Origin of the sequence: Bradyrhizobium sp. Ash2021 (assembly GCF_031202265.1) — a bacterium.
Lineage (GTDB): Bacteria > Pseudomonadota > Alphaproteobacteria > Rhizobiales > Xanthobacteraceae > Bradyrhizobium.
Map to the genome: position 1 here is coordinate 6,302,095 of NZ_CP100604.1, position 17,394 is coordinate 6,319,488.

At 63.7% G+C, this 17,394-nt stretch carries 19 protein-coding genes; 10 read left to right on the forward strand and 9 right to left on the reverse strand.

What is annotated here, in order from left to right:
• Nucleotides 1–47 precede the first annotated feature (47 nt).
• Entirely contained in the window at nt 48–662 is a 615-nt protein-coding gene (locus NL528_RS30525) for a hypothetical protein (protein ID WP_309178077.1), read from the forward strand.
• A gap of 16 nt (nt 663–678) precedes the next feature.
• Here the strand turns inward: NL528_RS30525 and NL528_RS30530 are convergent, their stop codons facing one another.
• Nucleotides 679–1,410 (reverse strand): TetR/AcrR family transcriptional regulator, encoded by a 732-nt coding sequence (locus NL528_RS30530; RefSeq protein ID WP_309178078.1) that lies wholly within the window; start codon nt 1,408–1,410, stop codon nt 679–681.
• A gap of 113 nt (nt 1,411–1,523) precedes the next feature.
• Between NL528_RS30530 and NL528_RS30535 the strand changes: the two genes are divergently transcribed.
• The 5 genes from NL528_RS30535 to NL528_RS30555 all read left to right on the forward strand — a co-directional run bounded on the left by NL528_RS30535 (nt 1,524) and on the right by NL528_RS30555 (nt 5,174).
• Nucleotides 1,524–2,927 carry a carotenoid oxygenase family protein gene (locus NL528_RS30535; protein WP_309178079.1) on the forward strand — a complete coding sequence of 468 codons (1,404 nt, stop codon included), beginning with the start codon at nt 1,524–1,526 and terminating at the stop codon, nt 2,925–2,927.
• Between the two features lie 107 nt (nt 2,928–3,034).
• The gene (locus NL528_RS30540; RefSeq protein WP_309178080.1) at nt 3,035–3,436 is read left to right on the forward strand and encodes an MAPEG family protein; all 402 of its coding nucleotides are present in this window, start codon (nt 3,035–3,037) and stop codon (nt 3,434–3,436) included.
• A gap of 168 nt (nt 3,437–3,604) precedes the next feature.
• Nucleotides 3,605–4,180, forward strand: coding sequence for a hypothetical protein (locus NL528_RS30545; RefSeq protein WP_309178081.1), 576 nt, complete (start codon nt 3,605–3,607; stop codon nt 4,178–4,180).
• Nucleotides 4,181–4,218: 38 nt separating this feature from the next.
• Nucleotides 4,219–4,767, forward strand: a complete 549-nt coding sequence (locus tag NL528_RS30550) for a septation protein IspZ (RefSeq protein WP_309178082.1) — start codon at nt 4,219–4,221, stop codon at nt 4,765–4,767.
• 110 nt (nt 4,768–4,877) lie between these two features.
• Nucleotides 4,878–5,174 carry a hypothetical protein gene (locus NL528_RS30555; RefSeq protein ID WP_309178083.1) on the forward strand — a complete coding sequence of 99 codons (297 nt, stop codon included), beginning with the start codon at nt 4,878–4,880 and terminating at the stop codon, nt 5,172–5,174.
• 129 nt (nt 5,175–5,303) lie between these two features.
• On the opposite strand, the gene NL528_RS30560 is transcribed toward NL528_RS30555, so the two are convergent.
• Nucleotides 5,304–6,956, reverse strand: coding sequence for a fumarate hydratase (locus NL528_RS30560; protein WP_309178084.1), 1,653 nt, complete (start codon nt 6,954–6,956; stop codon nt 5,304–5,306).
• Nucleotides 6,957–7,124: 168 nt separating this feature from the next.
• Complete coding sequence (locus NL528_RS30565; protein WP_309178085.1) at nt 7,125–7,298, reverse strand: hypothetical protein; 174 nt, start codon at nt 7,296–7,298, stop codon at nt 7,125–7,127.
• Nucleotides 7,299–7,437: 139 nt separating this feature from the next.
• On the opposite strand from NL528_RS30565, the gene NL528_RS30570 reads away from it, so the two are divergent.
• From NL528_RS30570 to NL528_RS30585, 4 genes are all read left to right on the forward strand, one after another.
• Nucleotides 7,438–7,881, forward strand: coding sequence for a hypothetical protein (locus NL528_RS30570; protein WP_309185076.1), 444 nt, complete (start codon nt 7,438–7,440; stop codon nt 7,879–7,881).
• 173 nt (nt 7,882–8,054) lie between these two features.
• Nucleotides 8,055–8,237 carry a hypothetical protein gene (locus NL528_RS30575; protein WP_309178086.1) on the forward strand — a complete coding sequence of 61 codons (183 nt, stop codon included), beginning with the start codon at nt 8,055–8,057 and terminating at the stop codon, nt 8,235–8,237.
• Nucleotides 8,238–8,491: 254 nt separating this feature from the next.
• Complete coding sequence (locus NL528_RS30580; RefSeq protein WP_309178087.1) at nt 8,492–9,166, forward strand: isoprenylcysteine carboxylmethyltransferase family protein; 675 nt, start codon at nt 8,492–8,494, stop codon at nt 9,164–9,166.
• A gap of 23 nt (nt 9,167–9,189) precedes the next feature.
• Nucleotides 9,190–9,549, forward strand: coding sequence for a GFA family protein (locus NL528_RS30585; RefSeq protein ID WP_309178088.1), 360 nt, complete (start codon nt 9,190–9,192; stop codon nt 9,547–9,549).
• A 141-nt stretch (nt 9,550–9,690) separates the two neighbouring features.
• Here the strand turns inward: NL528_RS30585 and NL528_RS30590 are convergent, their stop codons facing one another.
• From NL528_RS30590 to fliR, 6 genes are all read right to left on the reverse strand, one after another.
• Nucleotides 9,691–10,395 (reverse strand): glutathione S-transferase, encoded by a 705-nt coding sequence (locus NL528_RS30590; protein ID WP_309178089.1) that lies wholly within the window; start codon nt 10,393–10,395, stop codon nt 9,691–9,693.
• A gap of 155 nt (nt 10,396–10,550) precedes the next feature.
• Nucleotides 10,551–11,186, reverse strand: coding sequence for a lectin (locus NL528_RS30595; protein ID WP_309185078.1), 636 nt, complete (start codon nt 11,184–11,186; stop codon nt 10,551–10,553).
• Nucleotides 11,187–11,425: 239 nt separating this feature from the next.
• Entirely contained in the window at nt 11,426–12,418 is a 993-nt protein-coding gene (locus tag NL528_RS30600; protein ID WP_309178090.1) for a Tim44-like domain-containing protein, read from the reverse strand.
• A 305-nt stretch (nt 12,419–12,723) separates the two neighbouring features.
• A complete protein-coding gene (gene cckA / locus NL528_RS30605) occupies nt 12,724–15,285 on the reverse strand; it encodes a cell cycle histidine kinase CckA (protein WP_309178092.1) in 2,562 nt (853 codons plus the stop codon).
• A 153-nt stretch (nt 15,286–15,438) separates the two neighbouring features.
• Nucleotides 15,439–16,512, reverse strand: coding sequence for a flagellar biosynthesis protein FlhB (gene flhB, locus NL528_RS30610; protein WP_309178093.1), 1,074 nt, complete (start codon nt 16,510–16,512; stop codon nt 15,439–15,441).
• A gap of 99 nt (nt 16,513–16,611) precedes the next feature.
• Entirely contained in the window at nt 16,612–17,382 is a 771-nt protein-coding gene (fliR, locus tag NL528_RS30615) for a flagellar biosynthetic protein FliR (protein ID WP_309178094.1), read from the reverse strand.
• Nucleotides 17,383–17,394: the final 12 nt, after the last annotated feature.

The following is a 17,394-nucleotide window of genomic DNA, read 5'->3' on the forward strand; positions in this document are numbered from 1 at the left end:
TCGGTCGAGGTTCCCGTCGAAGTTTCCTTTGGCGATAAGGTTTTGGGATGAAACGCGTCCCCTGTTTGCAGGTCGCATCCGGATTGGCCGCCGCGGCGCTGATATCAGCCGTTTCACCGGCAAACGCCCAAACATTCAGCAGCAGCTACAGCTCTACCGCCCCGAAGGGTTGCCGCATGATCGGCAAGCCCAGCGAACTCGACGGCAGCACCATGCGCCTTTGCCCGGGCAAATCAGGCCTGGTGGTGCGGATTGCCGAAGACGATCTGCGCGAAACCGTCTCGGTCGGCCGCAGTGGCGCCGCGGCGGCCAGCGAGCCTGCGGCTCAAACCTGGTTCGGCCCGTTCAACTCGACCAGCAACACGGTCGAATGGCGGGCCAAGGACGGCAAGCCGTTTGCGATCATCCAGCGCTGGCACATCGCCGACAATGGCGACCGGGACAAGAGCGGACGCCCGATTGCAAAGCCGATGCTGGCGGTGACGCGGCTGCCGCCCGGCGAGGTCTGCCACGTCGCCTATGTCGACGCGCAGGCCAACGCCAACGCCAATGACCTCGCCCGCAAGGCTGCGGACGAACTGGCGCGCGATTTCAAGTGCGGCAAGGACGAGGTGAAGGTGATCGGAGAGACCGGCGTCGCGGTGGGTCTGGCGAGGCGCTAGGCCTTGGGTCGCGCCGTTAGGGCCGCGGCGGGTGGCCCCCGGTCGACCGCAGCATCGCGGTCAACAACATTTCCGCAGATGTGCCCTCGGGCGACCGGTCCAGAATCTTGGAGAGGCGTCCGTCGAGCAGCAGCATGGTAAAACCATGCACCAGCGACCAGGCGCGCGCGATGGCGGCAGCCTGGTCCAGCGACAGCGATTCCTTGGAAATCTGCTCCTGCCGGCTGGCGCCGACGGAGCGGGCCAGCCCTGCGAACGAGGCTTCGGAGGCCTCGTGCAGCGACGGGCGCGAATAATCGAGCCGCTCGTTGCGGAACATCAGCCCGTACATGCCGGGATGCGCCTGTGCATAGGCGACATAGGCCTTGGCGCTCGCCATCCCCTTCTCGGGCAGCGTGGCAGCGGAAGCGCCGGCAGCCGCCATCGCCGCGCCGAATTGCCGAAAACCGATCGCGGCGAGTTCACTGAGCAAACCGGTGAGATCGCCGAAATGATGGGTGGGTGCGGCGTGCGATACGCCGGCCTCGCGCGCTACCGCGCGCAGCGTCAGCCCCGGTAGGCCGTCGCGCTCCAGCACCTGCTCGGCTGCCTTCAGCAAAGCCTCGTGCAGGTCGCCATGGTGATAGGGGGTATCGCCGGATGATTTGCGCGGCCGCCGGGCGGGCCTTTCGGCTACGGCCTTCGCCGGCCTGCGGGCTCGCGCCGTCGCCGGGCGGCTCGCTCTGCTTTCTCTGGATAATCTTGCCATGCGAATCCTTATATGACGCCATTTTGACACTGTAAAGATTTTGCTTGACGGCGCGCGGGACGCCTTGTACCCATATCTTTACGATGTAAAGATATAAACGGAGGGAGCGCGAGATGCTTGACCAGGTGACATCCAATGCGGCGCGGACCAATCTGGCGCCGATCCCTTTTGAGTGCGACGCGCCGTTTTTGAAGGTGACCGGCGAACTGCCGCGCGAGCTCAACGGCACGCTCTATCGCAACGGCCCCAACCCGCAATTCGACGCGCCGGGCGCGCACTGGTTCATCGGCGACGGCATGCTGCACGCCTTCCGTCTCGAAAACGGCCACGCCAGCTACCGCAATCGCTGGGTCCGCACCCCCAAGTGGCAGGCCGAGCATGACGCCGGCCGCGCGCTGTTCGGCGGCTTCGGCCGCAAGCTGCCGGACGCGCCGCCTTCGACCATCACCGACGGAGGGGTCGCCAACACCAACATCATCTTTCACGCCGGCCGCCTGCTGGCGCTGGAAGAGGGTCATCTGCCGACCGAGATCGAGCCGGATACGCTGAACCGGATCGGCTATTGCGACTACAAGGGCGCCATCTCCGGCCCCTTCACCGCGCATCCGAAGATCGATCCGGTCACCGGCGAAATGGTGTTCTTCGGCTACAACGCCGCCGGCCCGCTGACCCCTGCCCTGTCCTTCGGATCGGTCAACGCGTCCGGCGTGGTGACGCGGTTCGATCGGTTCGAGGCGCCCTATGCCAGCATGGTGCACGACTTCATCGTCACCGAACATCACCTGCTGTTTCCGATATTGCCGATCACCGGCAGCATGGATCGCGCAATGCGCGGCAAGCCGCCTTATGCCTGGGAGCCGGACAAGGGCGCCTATGTCGGCGTCATGAAGCGCAGCGGTTCGGCGAAAGACATCGTCTGGTTCCGCGCCGAAAGCTGCTACGTCTTCCATGTCATGAACGACTGGGAAGAAGGCGACCGCATCATCGCCGACGTCATGCAGTTCGAGGAAGCCCCGTTGTTCACCCATCCCGACGGCTCGCCGACGGATCCGGCGAAATCCCGCGCCCGCCACTGCCGCTGGAGCTTCGATCTTGCAGGTAATACCGACCGTTTCACGCAAACCTATCTCGACGACCTGACTGGCGAATTCCCGCGCATCGACGATCGCCGCGCCGGCTTGAAAAGCAGCCACGGCTGGTACGCCTGCGCCAATCCGGATCTGCCGATGTTCGGAGCGCTGTCCGGCATCGTGCATGTCGACGGCAAAGGTACGCGGCTTGGCAATTATCTGCTGCCCGCCGGCGACACGATTTCGGAGCCGGTGTTCGTCGAGCGCGGCAGCGATGCCGCCGAGGGGGATGGCTGGCTGTTGGCCGCGGTCTGGCGCGCGCGGGAAAACCGCAGCGATCTGGCGGTGTTCAATGCTACCGATGTCGAAGCCGGCCCAGTGGCGCTGGTGCATCTCGGCCATCGCGTGCCCGATGGTTTTCACGGCAATTGGGTGGGGTCGGAGTAAGGGCCTTGCCCCGTCATTCCGGGGCAGCCCGCAGGGCTGAACCCGGAATCTCGATGGCATCGTCTCTGGATTCCGCGTTCGATGCTGCGCATCGCCCCGGAATGACGATGCCAACCATCCGAGAAATCGCCATGCACCTGCCCTCGATCACGTCAGCCTATCTCGCGGTTCTCGCGCTGCTCTATGCAGTCCTCACCGTGCAAGTGATCCGGTTGCGCCAAACCAATCGGGCGAGTTTTGGCGACAGCGGCAGTTCGACGCTGCGCAGCGCGATCCGGGCGCATGCCAACTTTGCCGAATATGTCGCGATCGTCGCGCTGATGGTCGCGATGCTCGAAATGTCGGGCGCTTCCGCGCTGCGCGTGCATTTGCTGATGGCCGCGCTCCTGATCTCGCGGCTGCTGCATCCGCTGGGCATGTATGTCGCTCCCAACACCCTGCAATTTCGCATCTGCCGGGTCGGCGGCATGACGATCACGATCGGTTGCTGGTCGCCTGCGCCGTGTTGATCCTGTCGTGGATTCTAATGGCTAGACTTACGCCAACCTAAATAATTGTAATTCCATCACAATATCCGATTATCACAATTTAGACACTGTAAAGATTTCGCTTGACGATTCCGCCGCTCGCCCCTAGTCTATCTTGACGATGTAAAGATTAGCCCGAATGAGGCTGCCATGGCGATTTTCCTGATCCTTGTCCCCTACGGCGTCTATGGCCTGCTGATGCTGGTGACCTCGGCCGCCGTGAGCCTGTTTGCCGCCGTTGCGGTCTGCCTTGGCGTGATCGCGCTCGACATCTTGCGCGGCCGCTCGGTCAAGATTCTCGGCGCCGGCTCCGTGGTCGTGTTCGCCGCGGTCGGCGGCTACGTCCTGACCGATCCCGCCATGAACTCATCGGCTGTCAAGTTCGCGGTCGATACCGGCATCTTCCTGGTGTCGCTGCTGTCGATCGTGTTTCGCCACCCCTTCACGCTGCAATATGCACGGGAGGCGGTCGATGCCGAGACCGCGCGGCTGCCCGGTTTCCTCCACGCGAACTATCTGATCACATGGGCCTGGACCGGCGCCGCGCTGCTGATGATGATCGGCAACATTGCGCTGCTCTATGTCCCCAGCCTGCCGCTCTGGTCGGGATTGCTGATCACCTTCGCCGCCCGCAACAGCGCGGTCTATTTCACCAAATGGTATCCGCAGTATCGCAAGGCGAAATACGGACTGGCGCCCGTCAGTACCCTGCCGGCAACGCATTAGGATATCATCAGACCACCGATCCAACAGAGAGCAGGACGATGAAGGACGTATTCGCCAGACTGGCCACCGATTTTCTCTCCACCATCCTGTTCCTTGCGATCTACTTCTTGACCGACAACGTGCTGCTGGCGACGGGCGTCGCGATCGCAGGCGCCATCGCGCAAGTGATCTACGCCCGCGTCAAGGGCAAGCCGCTCGGCTTCATGACCTATGCCAGCCTGGCGCTGGTGATCGTGCTCGGCAGCGCGACGTTGCTCACCAACGATCCGCGTTTCGTGCTGGCCAAGCCTGCGATCGGGCATTTTGCGATCGGCGCCATCATGCTCAAGCGCGGATGGCTGCTGCGCTATCTGCCGCCGATCGTGACCGAGACCATTCCGGAATATGCCACGCTTGCAGGCTTAGCGTGGGCGGCGCTGATGTTCGCGCTCGGCTGTGGCACCATCGCAGTGGCGCTGACCGGCGACATGAAGCTGTGGACATTCTATGTGACGGTTGTGCTGGTCGGCGCGAAGATTGCGGCCTTCGCCATCCAGTATGTGGCGTTCCGCATCCTGGTAACGAGCCGCCTGCGCGCCGCCACTTGATGGCCGCATTCACCACACCATAGGCTTCAGCAGCGAGATAGGTTATACCGCCGCCCGAGTTTGGAACTCAGAACCATTCCGGTTTACTGGGAAATATTGGGGAGACAGCAATGGCAGTGGACGGCAACTGGAACATCGTGATGACCACGCCGATGGGCGAGCGCAAGGCGACGCTGACCTTGACGAACAATGGCGGCACGCTGACGGGCACCCAGGGCGCCGACGGCAATTCCGGCGAAATCTTCGACGGCACCGCCAGCGGCGACGACGTCGCCTGGAAGATCTCCATCACCAACCCGATGCCGCTGACGCTGGCCTTCACCGGCAAGGTGTCCGGCGACAGCATGTCCGGCGAAATGGGCATCGGCCCGATGGGCAGCTTCCCGTTCACGGGAACGCGGGCGTAACTGGTCTCGTGTCCCGGACGCGGTGCAGCGCGTAGCGCTGCTCGGCAGAGCCGGGACCCACGCCGGGACATGGACCCCGGATCAGCAGCGCATCACTTCGTGCTGCGTAGCATCCGGGGAACGCGCCCCCTACCCCAGATTCAATTCCTTGAAGAAATCATTGCCCTTGTCGTCGATGATGATGAAGGCCGGGAAATCCTCGACCTCGATCCGCCAGATCGCTTCCATGCCGAGTTCGGGATATTCCACCACCTCGACCTTCTTGATGCAGTGCTCGGCGAGGTTGGCTGCCGCACCGCCGATCGAGCCGAGATAGAAGCCGCCGTGCTTCTTGCAGGCCTCGCGCACCGCGACCGCGCGGTTGCCCTTGGCCACCATCACCATCGATCCGCCCGCGGCCTGGAACTGGTCGACGAAGGAATCCATCCGTCCCGCGGTGGTCGGGCCGAACGCGCCGGAGGCGTAGCCGTCAGGCGTCTTGGCGGGACCGGCGTAATACACCGGATGGTTCTTGAAGTAGTCGGGCAGCGGCTCGCCTTTTTCCAGCCGCTCGCGCAGCTTGGCATGCGCGGAGTCGCGCGCGACGATCATCGTCCCGCTCAAGGACAACCGGGTCTTGATCGGGTGCTTTGCAAGCGTCGCCAGAATATCCTTCATCGGCTGGTTGAGATTGATCTTGACGACCTCGCCGCCGAGCGACTGTTCGACCGCGGGCAGATACTGCGCCGGATTATGCTCGAGCTCCTCGAGATAGACGCCGTCCCTCGTGATCTTGCCGAGCACCTGGCGATCCGCCGAGCAGGACACGCCAAGCCCGATCGGCAGCGACGCGCCGTGGCGCGGCATCCGGATCACGCGGACGTCGTGGCAGAAATATTTGCCGCCGAACTGCGCGCCGACGCCGAGCGACTGCGTCATCTTCAGAATCTCTTGCTCCATCTCCAGATCGCGGAAGGCGTTGCCATCGGCCGAGCCGTGCGTCGGCAGCGCGTCGAGATAGCGCGCGGACGCCAGTTTTACGGTCTTCATGCAGAGTTCAGCCGAAGTGCCGCCGATCACGATGGCGAGGTGATAAGGCGGACACGCCGCGGTGCCGAGCGTCAGCACCTTCTCCTTCAAAAACGCCAGCAGGCGATCTTTTGTCAGAACCGACGGTGTCGCCTGGAACAGAAAACTCTTGTTGGCGCTGCCGCCGCCCTTGGCCATGAACATGAACTTGTAGGCGTCATCGCCCTCGGCATAGATCTCGCACTGCGCCGGCATGTTGTTGGCGGTGTTCTTTTCCTCATACATCGACAGCGGCGCCACCTGCGAATAACGCAAATTACGGCGCAGGTAAGCATCACGCGCCCCTTCCGACAGCGCGGCCTCGTCGTCGCCATCAGAGATGACGTTGCAGCCCTTCTTGCCCATGATGATCGCGGTGCCGGTGTCCTGGCACATCGGCAGCACACCGCCGGCGGCGATGTTGGCGTTCTTCAGGAAGTCGAAGGCGACGAACTTGTCGTTGTCGCTGGCCTCCTTGTCCTCGAGGATCGAGCGCAGCTGCTTCAGGTGCCCGGGCCGGAGGTAATGATTGATGTCGCCGAAGGCGGCCTCGGACAGTGCCCGCAGCGCCTCGCGCGACACCACCAGCATGTCCTTGCCGAGCACGTTTTCGACCCGCACGCCCTCGGCCGTGATCTTCTTGTAGGGCGCGGTATCCGCGCCAAGCGGGAACAGCGGCGTGTGCTTGTAGGGCGGGACGGGCTTTGGGTCAGGAAAGGCGGTGGGGGCGTTCATGGGGGACTCGCAAGTTGAGGTTCCGGACGCGTCCACGGACGCCACGCCGGCGATAGAGCCGTTCTAAGCACTTTTGGGAGAAAAGGAAGGTTCCGGATGCCTCAGGAGCAATGCTTCCTCACCCCTTCCCTTCCTGCTTTTCCGCATAGGCGTCCACCAGCGCGCGGATCATGCGCTGGTAGGGCGCGCGGCGCGTTTGAAGAACGATCGCTGCGACATGCTCAACGTCACCTTCACGTTGTCCTCGCGCAGCACCAGCCGGTCCGGAGATGGCAGAAAATCCTCGACGATCCGGACCCGGCCGACCGCGCCCTTGCTGAATTTAACCGTTGGCTGTTTCATAGACCGCCGATCGCGGTCACGGCACGTATTGACGCGCTCGCGCGGACCTTGCATGAACCTTGCGTGCGCGTTTCAGTGCCGCGGGGGTATTATGACAAAAACACTGCGCAACCGTTTCGTACCGGACGTTCGTTCGGCGATGTTCGCCGCCATTTTTGCCGTACTGGCCGTATTGACGATCTCTCCGGCCCGCGCCGATCCCTGCGACGATGCCGCAAAGCAACTCGCCGATCAGATCGACGGCCTCAAGGTCAACTTCAAGGCCGCCAATATCGTCTATCTGACGCACCCGGCGGCAAAAGAGCTGTCGCTCGGCTGCCGCGGCCAGGATTACTCCAACGAGCTCTACGCCAAGGGCGACCGCAAGCCGAAGCCCGCATTTTACGATCTGGTCGGCCGCGCGGCGGCGATCGTCTTCACGGTGCCGAAAGACGACACCACGACCGGCACCACGCGCTGCCTCAAGCGCATGGGCATCCTGCGCGGCGACAAGGTCAGCTTTCGCTATCGCCGGCTCAACATGGAATGCACGCGCACCAAGACCGACGCGTCGATCGCGGTGACGCGCGACAAGGACGAATAGGCCTGCAGCCAGCCACGCCGGAACGCCGAGTTCAATAAATTTGTAATGAAATCGGAGCCTCCCGTTCACTGTTCGACGGGATCGGCGGCGATGCTGCGTGGTTGAAGCGCCGGATTCATAAATCGTTCGCTTCAACCCGGCCAAGGTCGGAGGCAACGAAAAGGATGTTTCCGATGACGATCGCAAGTGTTGCCGCGCCGGTGCCGGTCGCGCCGCCGCAATCGAGCGCGCCCAATCCGCCCGACAAGACGCCTGACGCGAACGCCGCTGCGGCCGACGGCACGCGCCTGCCGCAGCCGACGGTGCTGGCCGCACTTCCGCCCGGACAGGGAACGCGGATCGACCAGCTGGTCTGAGCTGCAAAAGGCAATCTCCAAACGTCATACGCGGGCATAGGCGAGCGGAAGCGACGCCGTCCTTCAGACGGCTATGCTCGCGTATCCATCTTTCTTCATGAGAAGTTTTTCGAAGCGGATGGATTGCCGGGAGCGCAGACAAGTTTACGCAGTCTGCGCAAGGGCAGACTGCTATGCCCGGCAATGGCGGTAGTGAGTGCCGCAAGTTTGCCGAAAAAACGCGCGATCATGCTGATCCCTCAAGGGACACAAGCATGATCGCAAAGCTGCTGCTGCAGAACACGTTCGTTGTCGTCGCCATGGGCGTGCTGCTGTTTGCGACCGCGGGCACGCTGCACTGGCCGGCGGCGTGGGTGTATCTGGCGACCTCTGCGATACTCGGCCCCGCCTGCGGATTGTGGCTTGCGCGAACCGATCCGGGGCTGCTGGCCGAGCGCATGCGGCTGACAGCGCGCGACGAACAGCCCGCCGCCGACAAGAAATTCATGCTGGTATTCGTCATCGTGGCATTCCTGTGGTTCGTCGCGATGGGACTGGACCGGCGGATGCAGGCCTCCGACGTACCCGTGGCGCTGCAGGTGCTGGGGCTGGCGATGTACCTGCTCTCGACCGGCTTCATCATGTGGGTGTTCCGCGAAAACTCCTTTGCCGCCCCCGTGGTCAAGGTGCAGGCCGAGCACCACCATCACGTGGTCTCGACCGGTCCATACGCGTTGGTGCGCCATCCCATGTACAGCGCCATCATGCTGTTTTTCGTCGGCGCGCCGCTGCTGCTGGGCTCCTGGTGGGGCGTGGCGATCGCGCCCCTGTTCGCATTGCTGTTCGCCATTCGCGCCCGTATTGAGGAACGGACGCTGATCGCGGGGCTGCCGGGCTATGCTGACTACGCCGCGCGCGTGCGCTATCGTCTGGTACCGGGAATCTGGTGAGAGCGTCTGGCGAGGGGGAAACGATGCCCGACAGCAAGGTTTACACCGGCGGCTGCCATTGCGGCCAGGTGCGCTTCGAATGCACCACCGACATGGCGATGGTGACCGCCTGCAACTGCTCGATCTGCACCAAGAAGGGCCTGCATTTCACCTTCCTCCCACCGAAGAGCTTTCAGCTCCGCGCCGGTGAGGAAAATCTGCGCGAATATCTGTTCAACAAGCACGCGATCCGCCATCAGCTCTGCATCGATTGCGGCGTCGACGTGTTCGCGCGCGGCACCAAGCCCGACGGCACCGAAGTGGTGGCGCTGAACGTCAGCTGCATCGACGGCATCGAGCTTGCGAAGCTTGCGATGACGCCGATCGATGGCAGGAATCGTTAGTACCAAATCCAACGTTCGTCATTCCGGGGCGCGCGAAGCGCGAGCTATGATGTGCAATTGCACATCTGAGAATCCATAACCACGATCGTGAGTATGGATTCCGGGCCTGCGCCCAAGCGGGCGCATCCCGGAATGACGGAGCTAAATATCCAGCGCCTTGTACCTGCGAAAAATCCCGTCCTCGTTAAACGCAATCCGCCGGTCGCTCGCCAGATACGCCTTGATGTTCGGCCGCGCCGCGACGCGGTCACGCAGGCCGATCAGGCCGGGTATTTCCCGCTCAAAGGCCTTCATGCGCTTCGGAAAAGCGTAGCCCAGCCCTTCCACGATCTGGAACAATGAGAGATCGACATAGGTCAGGCGGCGGCCGGTGACGTAAGCGCCGCCATTGGCCTTTAGCAGGCGCTCGAAATAACCCAGATATTTCGGCACGCGTTCTTTCCAGAATTCCTCGGTGCGCTTCTTTGCAGCCGCGCGCTGGTCTTCGTAATACAGCGAGGGCCCGAGCGGGTGATGGGTGTCGTGAATCTCCGACACGAAATCGGTGATCGTGAGCTGCAGCTGATGCAGCCACAGCTTTCCCGGCTCCGCCTTCGGCGCCAGACCATGGCGCGCGCCGAGATAGAGCAGGATGTTGGCGGTCTGCCCGATCACGAGCTTGCCGGCCTTGAGGAACGGCGGCGCAAACGGCGGCATGCCCTTGGCCTCCATCATCTTCATCATCGCACCCATGCCGTTGCCGCCGCGCGCGACATCGCTGTAGGCGGCACCAGCCTCTTCCAGCGCGAGCCGGACATATTCGCCGCGGCCCTGAATGCCCGGCCAGTAATAGAGCTGATAACGCATCGACGATCCCCTCGTGAATGTGAACATGACGGCTGGTCGCCAAGCTACATCCTGGGTGTCAACGCGCCAATCCACCGCCTTCCCTGTGCGAATGCCAGATGCGCAACTGCGCATCATAGTTTCGATGCTTCGCATCGCCCCGGAATGACAGTCCGTCAATTCGCCGCGAAACAATACAGCAGGCCGTCGCCGCCGGTGCTCTTGAGGTCGGCCTGCGAACAGCCGCCGTCCGGCCCGCGCGAGGCATGCGAGGAGTTCCAGGATTTTGAGGCGTCGTCGTCGCGCAAGCCCAAGCGGTCGAAATGCCCGACCATGGCAGCGCCCTGCGTCGAACTCGTCCAGTTCTTGCAGGTGCGGTCGTCGCCCACCGCGAACGCGGTACCGTCGGGCTGCGATCCCGTCAGCACGTCGTGGCGGTTCGGCGTATCGCCGCGGCCGTTGATGACCTCGCCCTTCTCGGAGAGCGCGGTCTGCTTCGTGAGGTTGTTGCCGCCGGAGTGCAACTCGGCGACGTCCTTGGCAATCACGACGCCCCTGGAATTTTTCCACGGCCCCTTGCCGATGCGATCGCGCGCGTTCACGGCAGGCGCGCCGTCGGCCGCCTGGGTCGAGAGATAGGCGCGCCAGGTTTTCGGAGCGCCAAAGCCCGCGGCCTGTGCCAGCGTCTGGCAGTGATTGTCGGCGCCCGCCAGGCCGCCGAGGTTGCCGCCATTGCCGATGCCGTTACTGGTCAGGAAGAAGCTGGTATCGGCCGATTGCGCCTGCGCCGGCTGCGCAGCGAGAGCGTACATGGCGGCGAGCGCGAAGCAGGCAGCCGACAGGACCTTCGCGAAACGGTTCATCGAAATCCTCCCAAGTGTTTTTTCAAGTGTTTTTTGGTTCGCAGGGATCAACCCGTCACGGGAGGTATTATTCCTGCTCATCGACGACGAAATGAGGAACGGAAAAACAAAAGGCGCCGCGGAATGAACCGCAGCGCCTTCAGATGGTCACTTCAGATGTTCGCTTCAGATGTTCACTTGGGCAATAATCAGTTGGTCTGCTGGAGCGCCGAGAGTTCCCAGGTTGCGCCGCGCGGCCGCACGAAGGTCCAGACCTCGGTGATTTCGGACGGCGTTTCGCTACCCTCGACCATACGGCCGGTGTTGCGATCCAGCGTCTTGTCGACCAGCGAGAACCGCATCGCCACGCTGGCGTAATCGGTATCGCCTTCGCGCCAGGCCTCCGCGAGATCGCCCTGCAGCAGCTTGACGTCGGAGGTCTTGTTGATGACGTTGCGGGCCTTGTTGGCCTGGATATCGTCGGTGAGATACTTGACCATCTCGGGCGTCGCCAGCGTATGCAGCCTGGCGACGTCCTCGTTCGACCACGCGGCCTGGATCTCGCCCAGCAATCGTTCGAAGGCCTCATAGTCCGCGGGCTGGATCTCGAGCGGCGCGCTGCTGCCCGACCCCAGTCCAAAGCCCATGGCCGAGCCGAAGCCGGATTGCGTACCGGGACCTACCGCAGGCCCGCCGGCATAGGCCGAGGCCGGTGTGTGACGGCGCTGCCACCACGACATCGCCATCCGCACCACGATGAAGATCAGGCCGATCTGCAGGAGCAGCCCGAAGATCGACGACAAGCCGCCGAGGCCGGAGAACATCCCGCCGCCGAACAGCATGCCGAGCAGGCCGGCGCCGAGGAAGCCCGCGGCGAGCCCGCCAAGCAGGCCTCGGCCCATTCCGCCGCGGTTGAAGAAGCCGCCGCCGTTCGCGGCCGGCGCACCGATCCCGGGGCTGCCCGGCTGGCTAAAGGTGCGGTTGAGCGGTTGCGCCGTGCCCGGCGCCGTGGTGGTGCTCGGAGGCGCGGAAAACGTCCGCGATCCCCGGGAGCCCGAGCCAAATCCGCCGCCGACGCGGGCGTCGGCCGACGAGATCGCGATCACCAGCGGCACCGCCAGCGACAGAACGACGGCGATGGCCCGGACAATCCCGCGCGTGCGTTGCGAGAAATTCATGTCTGTTTCCTCAATCCCCGGCATGGGGAAGCGCCCTTAACATGGGCACAGTTGCCTAAAAGTGAAGCCGCAAACGGGAACCGCGGCTGCGGCCCTCGGTCGCGGGGACGTGACGATAAGGGGCTTGTCAGGGCGCAGGTGCACCCTACTGCGATCAGTCTGGCAGCGTTTCCCGGGCGCTGCGCAGCACCACAAGCGCGTTCACGCGCGTCTTCGACGCGCTATGGTGATGCGCTGCAGACCCGGGATCGTGGTGAGACGATTTGGGTCCCGGCTCTGCGTTGCACCGTCAAGAAGCTGCAACGCGTCCGGGACACGGGGATGATGCCTCACGACGACGTCATGGTTTCCTTCACCTTCTCGACCAGCGCGCTCAGCGCGAACGGCTTTGCGAGGAAGGCGAACTGCTCGTTTTCCGGCAGGCTCTTTTCGAAGGCTTCTTCGGCATAGCCGGAGACGAAGATGATCTTGAGGTTGGGATTGCGCGTTCGCATCTCCCGCAGCAGCGTCGGGCCGTCCATTTCCGGCATCACCACGTCGGATACGACCAGATCGACCGCGCCTTGTTTTTCCTCCAGCGCCTCGATCGCCTCGATGCCGTTGGAGGCCTCGATCACGCTGTAGCCGCGCGAACGCAAGCCCCGCGCGTTCAGCGAGCGCAGGCCCTCCTCGTCCTCGACCAGCAGGATCGTGCCGTGCCCGGTCAAATCGGGTTTTGGCTTCGGCGGCTCGGCGCCAGCGTCCCTGGCGCCACTGACAGCTTGCGGCTCGGGTGCGGCCTCCAGCTCCTGGTGATAGCGCGGCAGGAAGATGCGGAACGAGGTGCCCTCGCCGGGCCTGGAGTCGACGTAGACAAAACCGCCGGTCTGCTTGACGATGCCGTAGACCGTCGACAGCCCAAGGCCGGTGCCCTTGCCGACCTCCTTGGTGGAGAAGAACGGCTCGAAAATCTTGTCGACGATGTCGGCGGGGATTCCGGTGCCGGTATCTGAAATGTCGATCCGCACATAATCCGCCGCCGGCATGCCCTTGTAGGACAGCTGGGTCGCCTCGTCCGACGAGACGTTGGCGGTCTTCACCGTCAGCTTGCCGCCGTCCGGCATCGCATCGCGGGCGTTGACCGCAAGATTGACGATCACTTGCTCGAACTGGGAGACGTCGACCTTCACCGGCCAGAGATCGCGGCCGTGCACGAGGTCGAGCTTGACCTTCTCGCCGATCAGCCGGCGCAGCAGCATGGTGAGGTCGCTCAGCGCGTCGCCGAGGTCGAGCACCTGCGGCCGCAGGGTCTGGCGGCGCGAGAACGCCAGCAACTGCCGCACCAGCGTCGCCGCCCGCGTCGCGTTCTGCTTGATCTGCATGATGTCCTGGAACGACGGATCGGTCGGCTTGTGCGCGTTCAGCAGGAAATCGTTCGCCATCATGATGGCGGACAGCACATTGTTGAAGTCGTGCGCGATGCCGCCGGCGAGCTGGCCGACCATATCCATCTTCTGCGACTGGTTGATCTGGTTCTCAAGCGTGCGCCGCTCGGTGGTCTCCAGCATGTAGACGATGGCGGCCTCGGCATCGCGCTCGTCCTTCTCGACGCCGGTGACGAAGAACTGCCCCCAGCGCTCCTTAGGCCCGTCGAGCATGGCCTCGACCGGCGCGATATCGCCCTGCCCTTCGGCGGCCTGATTAATCGCCGCGATCAAAAGGCTGCGGTCGCGGGCGTTCACCGCCCGGAAGATCGATTTGTTCGCCGCACCGTCCGCGCTCAGGCTTTGCGCCAGCTTGGCGAAGCGGGCATTGGCGCGCACCACCGTGCCGCCGCGATCCACGGTCGCGATCGCCATCGGGGTATGGTCGAAGAAGCGCATGAAGCGGACTTCGGCCGCGCGTTCCGGATCGGAATGCTCGTCGCGCGCGCGGTTGATCACCAGCGTGCGCGACGGGCCGGGCACGCCGTCCGCGCCGAACGCCAGCTTGTGATAGAGCCGCACCGGCATGGTCTTGCCGCCGCGCATGCGCAGGTCGATGTCGAACACTTCGGTTTTGACTTCGCCGGGCACCGCCGCGATCGAGGTCAATAGCGAGGCGCCGTCGCCGGAGACGATTTCGGTCAGCTTCAGGCCGCCCGATCCGATTTCGGCGAGGTCGTGGTCCAGCCAGTTCGCCAGCGTCGCGTTGACGTAGCCGATCTCGCCGGAGGGATCGACCGAGAAGAAGCCGCAGGGTGCGTGATCGAGATACTCGATCGCGTGCTGCAGTTCCTTGAACACGTCTTCCTGACGTTCGCGGTCCCGCGTGATATCGGCGATCGACCACACCGCGTATTTCGCCTCGCGCTTGCTCTGGCCGAGCGGACGAACCCGCATCCGGAGCCAGCGGCCGTGGGCGCCGCCCTGGCCCGCGATACGTACTTCCTCCTGCTGCCGCTTGCCCTCGCGCGCGGCCTTCAACAGGCGGAACACCGCTTCCGACACGTCGGGATTGCCGATGAAGACGCGCTCGACCGGCCGGACGTCCTGCGCGCTCGTGGCCCCCGTCAGCGCCAGATAGGCGGCGTTGGAATAGACCACGTGCCCTCTGGCGTCGGTGACCGCCAGCCCGTCATAGGCATGATCGGCGATGTGGCCCATCACCGGGTCGTCGGCGGTACGGTCGGTGAAACGGATGATGCCGGCGGCGAACGCGAACAGATTGAACAGGCCGACCATCGCCAGCAGCGCCAGCACACCGAGGATATAGGGCTGGGCCTGGGCGCGGCCGATGGTCATCAGCGCGACCGCGACCGCCACGATCCCGGCGGCCACCAGCAGCACCAGCACGATGCTGCCGCCCCGCCGCGCCGGTTCATGGGCCAGGAACGGCTCGGGTGACGGATGGTTGTCAGTTTCGGCGGTCATTTGAAGCGACATTGCCCGTCGGCATGGAGAAGGCGCGCCATCCCAACCGGCCGGCGCGTCGCTCTTGAGTGCCTGAATCGGACCCGCAAACGCAAGTCCATCAGGCAGGTATTCCGCAGATTACAGGCATTTCAAGGCGATTTCCGTTCCGTTTCACGTCCGCCGGCCGGAAAGCCCGCGCTTCAGGCCCATGACATAGCCGATGATTTCGGCAACCGCATGATAATGCTCGACCGGGATCTCGTCGTCGACCTCGACGGTGGCATAGAGGGCGCGGGCCAGCGGCACGTTCTCCACGATGGGAATATCGTGCTTCCTGGCGATTTCCCTGATCTTGAACGCGATATTGTCGACACCCTTGGCGACGCAGACCGGCGCCGACATGCCGCGATCGTAGGACAGCGCCACCGAATAGTGGGTCGGGTTGGTGATGATCACGGAGGCCTTGGGAACCGCAGCCATCATGCGCTTCTTCATGCGCTGCTGCCGCAATTGCCTGATCTTGCCCTTGATATGCGGATCGCCTTCGGACTGCTTGAACTCGTCCTTCATCTCCTGCAGCGACATCTTCTGCCGCTCGTACCACTGCCGGTACTGGAAGAAATAATCGGCGATGGCGACCGCGGCCAGCATCGCCACCACGGCGCCCATCAGGTGCAGCGTCAGGCTGGTGGTGACGCTAAGAATCGCGTCCGGGTCGAACCGCAGGAACGATTCCAGGCGATGGCGCTCCGGCCACAGCACCGCCATCATGACGGCGCCGAGCGTCACCAGCTTGAAGAGGCCCTTGGCGAAATTCGCCGCCGCCTGCTTGCCGAAGATGCGCTTCAAGCCGGCGCCGGGCGACACCTTGCTGAATTTCGGTTTGAGCCCCTCCGCCGACCACACCAGCCGGTGCTGGATCATGTTGCCCGCGATCGCCGCGATCATCAGCATCAACATCGGTACGCCGACCGCCGCCAGCACGGCGTAGCCCAGCGTCTGCGCCAGCGCCAGCAAGGCGGCGCCGTCGGTGTGAATCATCCATGAATTGGCGACCAGGTTGCGCAGCGGCATCAGGATGCCGCCGCCCATCGATCCCGAAAAGGTCGACAACACGAGCGTCCCGCCCGCGATCACGAACCAGGTGTTGACCTCCTGGCTCTTGGCAACGTCGCCGCGCGCATGGGCGTCGTCGAGACGCTTTTGCGTAGGGTCTTCTGTTTTGTCGTGGGTATCGTCGGCCATCGCGGCGCTCTAGCCTCTTTGTTTGAGCATGATCTCCGCGCAAACGCGTTCCGCGTTTGTCGCGAGGGAAAACCGGTACCCATTTTTCCGGATCATGCTCTATCTCAGCGGTGTCAGGTCGTGCATGACGCCGACGAAGTAGTCGAGGTAGGTTCCCATCATCGCCGTGAGGACGAGGGCGAAGATCAGGAAGCCGACCATGATCGCGAGCGGCACGCCGACGAAATAGACCTGCATCTGCGGCATCAGTCGCGCCAGCACGCCGAGCCCGATATTGAAGACGAGGCCGAACACCAGAAACGGCGCCGCAAGCTGCATGCCGATCTTGAACGCGGCGGCGAACGCGCGGGTGGCAAGGGCTGCGACGTCGCCGGTCGGGATCGCCTCGCCCGGCGAAAAAATCCGGTAGCTCTCGTTCAGCGCGGCGATGACGAGATGGTGGCTGTCGGTGGCAAACAGCAGCGTGATGCCGAGGAGGGTGAGGAAGTTGCCGATCAGGAGGCCCTGCTGGCCCTGGGTCGGATCGACCGAGGTGACGAATCCGAGGCCGAGCTGCTGGGCGATCACCGACCCCGCCACCGACAGCGCCGCCAGCGTGACGCGGGCGGTGGCGCCGAGCACGACGCCGATGATGATTTCCTGCAGCATCAACACCAGCAGCGAAGTCATCGAATTCATGTCGACGTGGTAGGCCGAGCGATGCAGCGGCAGGATGATCAGCGTCAGCAATAGCGCGATCGCGAGCTTGACGCGCACCGGGATATTGGTCTCACCGAGCCCCGGCAACAGCATCACCATTGCGCCAATGCGGGCGAACACCAGCATGAAGGCGGCGGCGAGGGCCGGAAGCAGGGAGATATCGACGCGCATGACCCACCCATG

Excerpts from the sequence above, each read along its gene's own strand:
- NL528_RS30525 (WP_309178077.1), top strand. The coding sequence starts at position 48 with ATGAAACGCGTCCCCTGTTTGCAGGTCGCATCCGGATTGGCCGCCGCG.
- NL528_RS30530 (WP_309178078.1), bottom strand. The coding sequence starts at position 1,410 with ATGGCAAGATTATCCAGAGAAAGCAGAGCGAGCCGCCCGGCGACGGCG.
- NL528_RS30535 (WP_309178079.1), top strand. The coding sequence starts at position 1,524 with ATGCTTGACCAGGTGACATCCAATGCGGCGCGGACCAATCTGGCGCCG.
- NL528_RS30540 (WP_309178080.1), top strand. The coding sequence starts at position 3,035 with ATGCCAACCATCCGAGAAATCGCCATGCACCTGCCCTCGATCACGTCA.
- NL528_RS30545 (WP_309178081.1), top strand. The coding sequence starts at position 3,605 with ATGGCGATTTTCCTGATCCTTGTCCCCTACGGCGTCTATGGCCTGCTG.
- NL528_RS30550 (WP_309178082.1), top strand. The coding sequence starts at position 4,219 with ATGAAGGACGTATTCGCCAGACTGGCCACCGATTTTCTCTCCACCATC.
- NL528_RS30555 (WP_309178083.1), top strand. The coding sequence starts at position 4,878 with ATGGCAGTGGACGGCAACTGGAACATCGTGATGACCACGCCGATGGGC.
- NL528_RS30560 (WP_309178084.1), bottom strand. The coding sequence starts at position 6,956 with ATGAACGCCCCCACCGCCTTTCCTGACCCAAAGCCCGTCCCGCCCTAC.
- NL528_RS30565 (WP_309178085.1), bottom strand. The coding sequence starts at position 7,298 with ATGAAACAGCCAACGGTTAAATTCAGCAAGGGCGCGGTCGGCCGGGTC.
- NL528_RS30570 (WP_309185076.1), top strand. The coding sequence starts at position 7,438 with ATGTTCGCCGCCATTTTTGCCGTACTGGCCGTATTGACGATCTCTCCG.
- NL528_RS30575 (WP_309178086.1), top strand. The coding sequence starts at position 8,055 with ATGACGATCGCAAGTGTTGCCGCGCCGGTGCCGGTCGCGCCGCCGCAA.
- NL528_RS30580 (WP_309178087.1), top strand. The coding sequence starts at position 8,492 with ATGATCGCAAAGCTGCTGCTGCAGAACACGTTCGTTGTCGTCGCCATG.
- NL528_RS30585 (WP_309178088.1), top strand. The coding sequence starts at position 9,190 with ATGCCCGACAGCAAGGTTTACACCGGCGGCTGCCATTGCGGCCAGGTG.
- NL528_RS30590 (WP_309178089.1), bottom strand. The coding sequence starts at position 10,395 with ATGCGTTATCAGCTCTATTACTGGCCGGGCATTCAGGGCCGCGGCGAA.
- NL528_RS30595 (WP_309185078.1), bottom strand. The coding sequence starts at position 11,186 with ATGTACGCTCTCGCTGCGCAGCCGGCGCAGGCGCAATCGGCCGATACC.
- NL528_RS30600 (WP_309178090.1), bottom strand. The coding sequence starts at position 12,418 with ATGCCGGGGATTGAGGAAACAGACATGAATTTCTCGCAACGCACGCGC.
- cckA (WP_309178092.1), bottom strand. The coding sequence starts at position 15,285 with ATGACCGCCGAAACTGACAACCATCCGTCACCCGAGCCGTTCCTGGCC.
- flhB (WP_309178093.1), bottom strand. The coding sequence starts at position 16,512 with ATGGCCGACGATACCCACGACAAAACAGAAGACCCTACGCAAAAGCGT.
- fliR (WP_309178094.1), bottom strand. The coding sequence starts at position 17,382 with ATGCGCGTCGATATCTCCCTGCTTCCGGCCCTCGCCGCCGCCTTCATG.